The sequence below is a fragment of the Coxiella endosymbiont of Ornithodoros maritimus genome (assembly GCF_907164965.1).
Classification (GTDB): Bacteria; Pseudomonadota; Gammaproteobacteria; order Coxiellales; family Coxiellaceae; genus Coxiella.
Genome location: NZ_CAJRAM010000002.1, coordinates 1 through 3,642, shown reverse-complemented (window position 1 = coordinate 3,642; position 3,642 = coordinate 1). Strand labels below are relative to the sequence as shown.

The window sequence follows — 3,642 nt, the reverse complement described above, 5'->3', positions numbered from 1 at the left end:
TTGCTTCAATTAAAACAAACCTTTCCATTAATTCCGCCTGCTCAGAAGATAAATTCATCGCTTTCCTTCGTGTACGGAGCCAGCCTGTGCTGGGATGAATGGGCTTTAAGTTTATTTTAAGATAAGGAAATCCTCACTGAAATGTAGTATAATAGCTTCCAAGTGAGTCTCCTAATTAGGCGTATTTATGTCGAAAATACAAAACGCAGCCAATCCTCAAGAATTTAAGTTATACCACCAGCTTTGCGATCTGAAGAAAAAAGAAAAACGAACTTATGAGGCGTTAGCTGCTTTGGTTGTTTATATTGATGGCAAAGAGCACGAATGGAAGACCGACGATTTTAATAAGTTCAAAAGAACAGTATTAGCTAGTGCCGGCGATTTAACCCGTCTACGAGAAGGTGAAGGCCGCCGCTGGTGAACCTAAATTTAACGTTAAACGTTACGAACGGGTTATCCTTTGCGCTTCCGACGCTACCTACCACGACATGGCCATTCAAGCCGCCAACAAAGATTTAACCGACGAAGCCATGGGCGCGAACTCATCGCAGCCATTTCCCGCGACTGCCGACGAACCAGCCGCGAATTAAAAGAAATCATCATTGAATGGCGAAAAATTCAAACACTTTCCAATAGTGCTCAAAAACTATGGCAAGCGGCCGTTGAGCCGGTGTTTAATGAAGCGCAATGAGAGAATTGACCTTCTTTCTCTAGGGGTAAAGGGGAAGAACGTAGAACCCGCAGGGTTCAAATCAGAATCCTCGTTGCTACTCTTAAAAGACCGTGTTTCACCAAACCTTCTGGTGCTGACGCTAGAGCTTTAACCGTTCTTTTATATCGTGAGTGGACGTCTTTGTTTTTTTGGGGTAGATGAGCCCCAATTGTTTAGCAAGCCAGCGAACGATGAAAGCAATATTATTGTAAATCTTTCTTCCAAAATTATACCGCCAATTTTTTTTAAAATTGCTTTTAAGTTTTGGCAAGCGTCGTAAGTCTTCTTTTGCATTTTTTTCAAAGTGTTATATCAAGTATCAAAATTGGTGGGCGATAAAAGGGTCTTGTTTTTGAGTTCTAATAACTCATTATGTAGATTTTTAATGTAGATTTTTAAGCGTATTAAAAGCACTGCACGCAGCACATTGCACGGGGAAATTAATATTTTTTTGAGTTTATTTTAATAACATTCCCAAATTTTTCGAATTTTTCCTTATTTAGATCTGTTTCCTTAACTGGTGTTATTCTAAACATTCCTTGGCTAGTTAGGTTTGCTGCAGAAACTTTCTGTTCTGCTTGAGAGTGACTTTGGTGGACAAGTTTACTTTCGAGCTGTTTATCACTTTATGGAACATGTAACGAGGACACGGCCTCTTTTGTAGTGTTTAACGCTGTGTGCGTTACCTCATAGGGTGAACGAGGTTTTTCTTTTTTCTCGATAATAAGGAAATAGGTTGGAAAGAAAATTGCGGATTTTACGTGCAAATTCGACAACCTAGTTACGTAATTTTATACCGAAAGTATTATGTTGCTCCTCTCCAAATTCTAAAGAAATTGTAAAAAGATCACACTGTCCTAAAAGGTTAGTTTGAAGCCTGTTTAATTTATCCAATGGGATTTGAATCACATCAGTTGATGAAAAATCAGATGGGTCTGAAATTGAAGACAGAATATCTAAATCGTCTCAAGTTGTTCGCTAAAGGAAGAGAGAGTTTCTTCCACATGTGAGGGAATGTCTTGATGGGTGCTAGAGATTTCTTCGAAATTTTTCTTCTCATTGCGAAGTAGATTTTGCATTTCTATAATTTTTAGTTTAATATGGTTATTAAAATAGGCTTTAATACAAGAACGCAATTGGTCTTCTTGCTTTACTATTTGATCCTTGACTGTATCTGAGTTAAGTCCTAAAGAGGATAGATTGGGTATATTTAAGTGTTTTACTTTATTTAATTCTTTTTCAAACGCTTTTAATTCGTCGAGAGTAAAAGCAGGGTTATCTTTGATGCTCCCGTAATTGTTTTGTAAATTTTGCAATACTTACAGCATGCTTTTTTCAGTTTTTCGTTGAGAGTTTCTCTGGACTCAGATAATCTTATCATTAAGGTTGGATTAGGTTCCTTGGCCTTTTTAAACCTATTGATTGAATTATCCCAGTCGTTTAAAAGAAGCATGATTTGATTAATCACTTCGACGTTTATTGGGAAATTCAATCGGTTAATCATTAGATCAACCTCTTTATTTAAGGAAATCATTTTGTTATTTTGACGTAGCCTTACCAAGTCTATATCGATACATTTGCGAGTGGTTTGGTTAAAGGTAGCAAGAAAATTAACTAGGCTCGCTTCATTTTTGGAATAATCGGATTTTCGAGAAATACACTCTTCTTCCAGTTCATCGATTTTTTCCCTCAGGACAAAAATTGGCTCCAAAAGCTTGTCCAATTCACAAAATTTTTCCTGATAAATCTTTTGGTATAGCCTTCCAAGATAGTGCAGAACCGTATTTTTTCTAAATTTAAAAGGGGAAGATTCGTCTAGTGTAGACGTTCTAGAAGCTATCTCTCGTAGAATGAGCGTTTTTGCTGAATCTTTCTTCTTTCCGTACTATTTAAAAGCTGCAATTAGGTTCGGGTAATAATTACGACGAGGGTTTCCTTTTATATCTTTTTGTAAGTTGTTCCAAAGGGTATAGCTTTTGATTTTCCTTTTTTTATTTCATCATCATTAAGATTTTTCGTTTTTTTTTATAATAAGCAAACCCTACTTGAATAGCCCCAACAAGATTCATGTTTATAGATTCAACCGGTATGCGTATTGATCTTTTCCAATCCCCAGGTGATGTTTTGGGAAGGCTAGAAATGGAAGAAGGCATTTCTGATTGAGGAGAGGATATAATTTGAGCAGAGCATTGCTCCTGATCTAAAGTTGAAAGCTGGCCAGAAATTGCTGCTAATTCGGTTTCTGGAATTAATTCTAAATTCTGTTGGCGTTTTTCGATTGAGGCGAGCAAGCCGCAAGATTTTTTTAATTCGTCATTTTTATTTAAGAAAAAAAGATAGATTTCTAATTGTGACAAGGGTAAAGATTTATTGGGGCTTAAGAAATTTGATGTCAATCCGGCATATCTCTCGTCAAATTGATCATATTGCTCCAAATCGTTTTGTTTTAATAAATCGCCGATAGTGATCAATAGCAGTTAGTTCCGTTAAAAACCACTTTTTTAGACAATCCTGCCAAGTCAAACCATTTAATTTTTCAATTTTAATAATTTCTGACAGTTTTTTATAAAAATTTTCATTGTAGTCATAAGGATTGATTAAAATGATTTTCATTAAAAAGGAAATCAAACCATTAATTGGATCGCTCTGAGAGCTTTCCTCTTTTTTTTTCTGGGGTAAAGAAAATTAGCTCACTGGTTAAATTGATCGATTAATTTGCCTCTTTTTTAGAGGGAACTGAATGTGCTACTCCTTGGAAAGGAGCATGACGAATATCTCGAAAGAGGTTATCAGTTAGTAGAATAACTTCATTAGTTTAAGGAAATATTAAATAAAATTTTGAAATAAAAAATTTCCCCGTACACGAAGGAAAGCGATGAATTTATCTTCTGAGCAGGCGGAATTAATGGAAAGGTTTGTTTTAATTGAAG

At 35.8% G+C, this 3,642-nt stretch carries 2 pseudogenes; one reads left to right on the top strand and one right to left on the bottom strand.

Annotation, left to right across the window (positions count from 1 at the left end):
• The first annotated feature begins 187 nt into the window (after positions 1 to 187).
• A pseudogene (locus OWO34_RS00040) lies at positions 188 to 691 on the top strand (hypothetical protein).
• A 461-nt stretch (positions 692 to 1,152) separates the two neighbouring features.
• On the opposite strand, the pseudogene OWO34_RS00035 reads toward OWO34_RS00040, so the two are convergent.
• A pseudogene (locus OWO34_RS00035) lies at positions 1,153 to 3,512 on the bottom strand (Dot/Icm type IV secretion system effector CetCb1); the annotation flags it as partial.
• Positions 3,513 to 3,642: the final 130 nt, after the last annotated feature.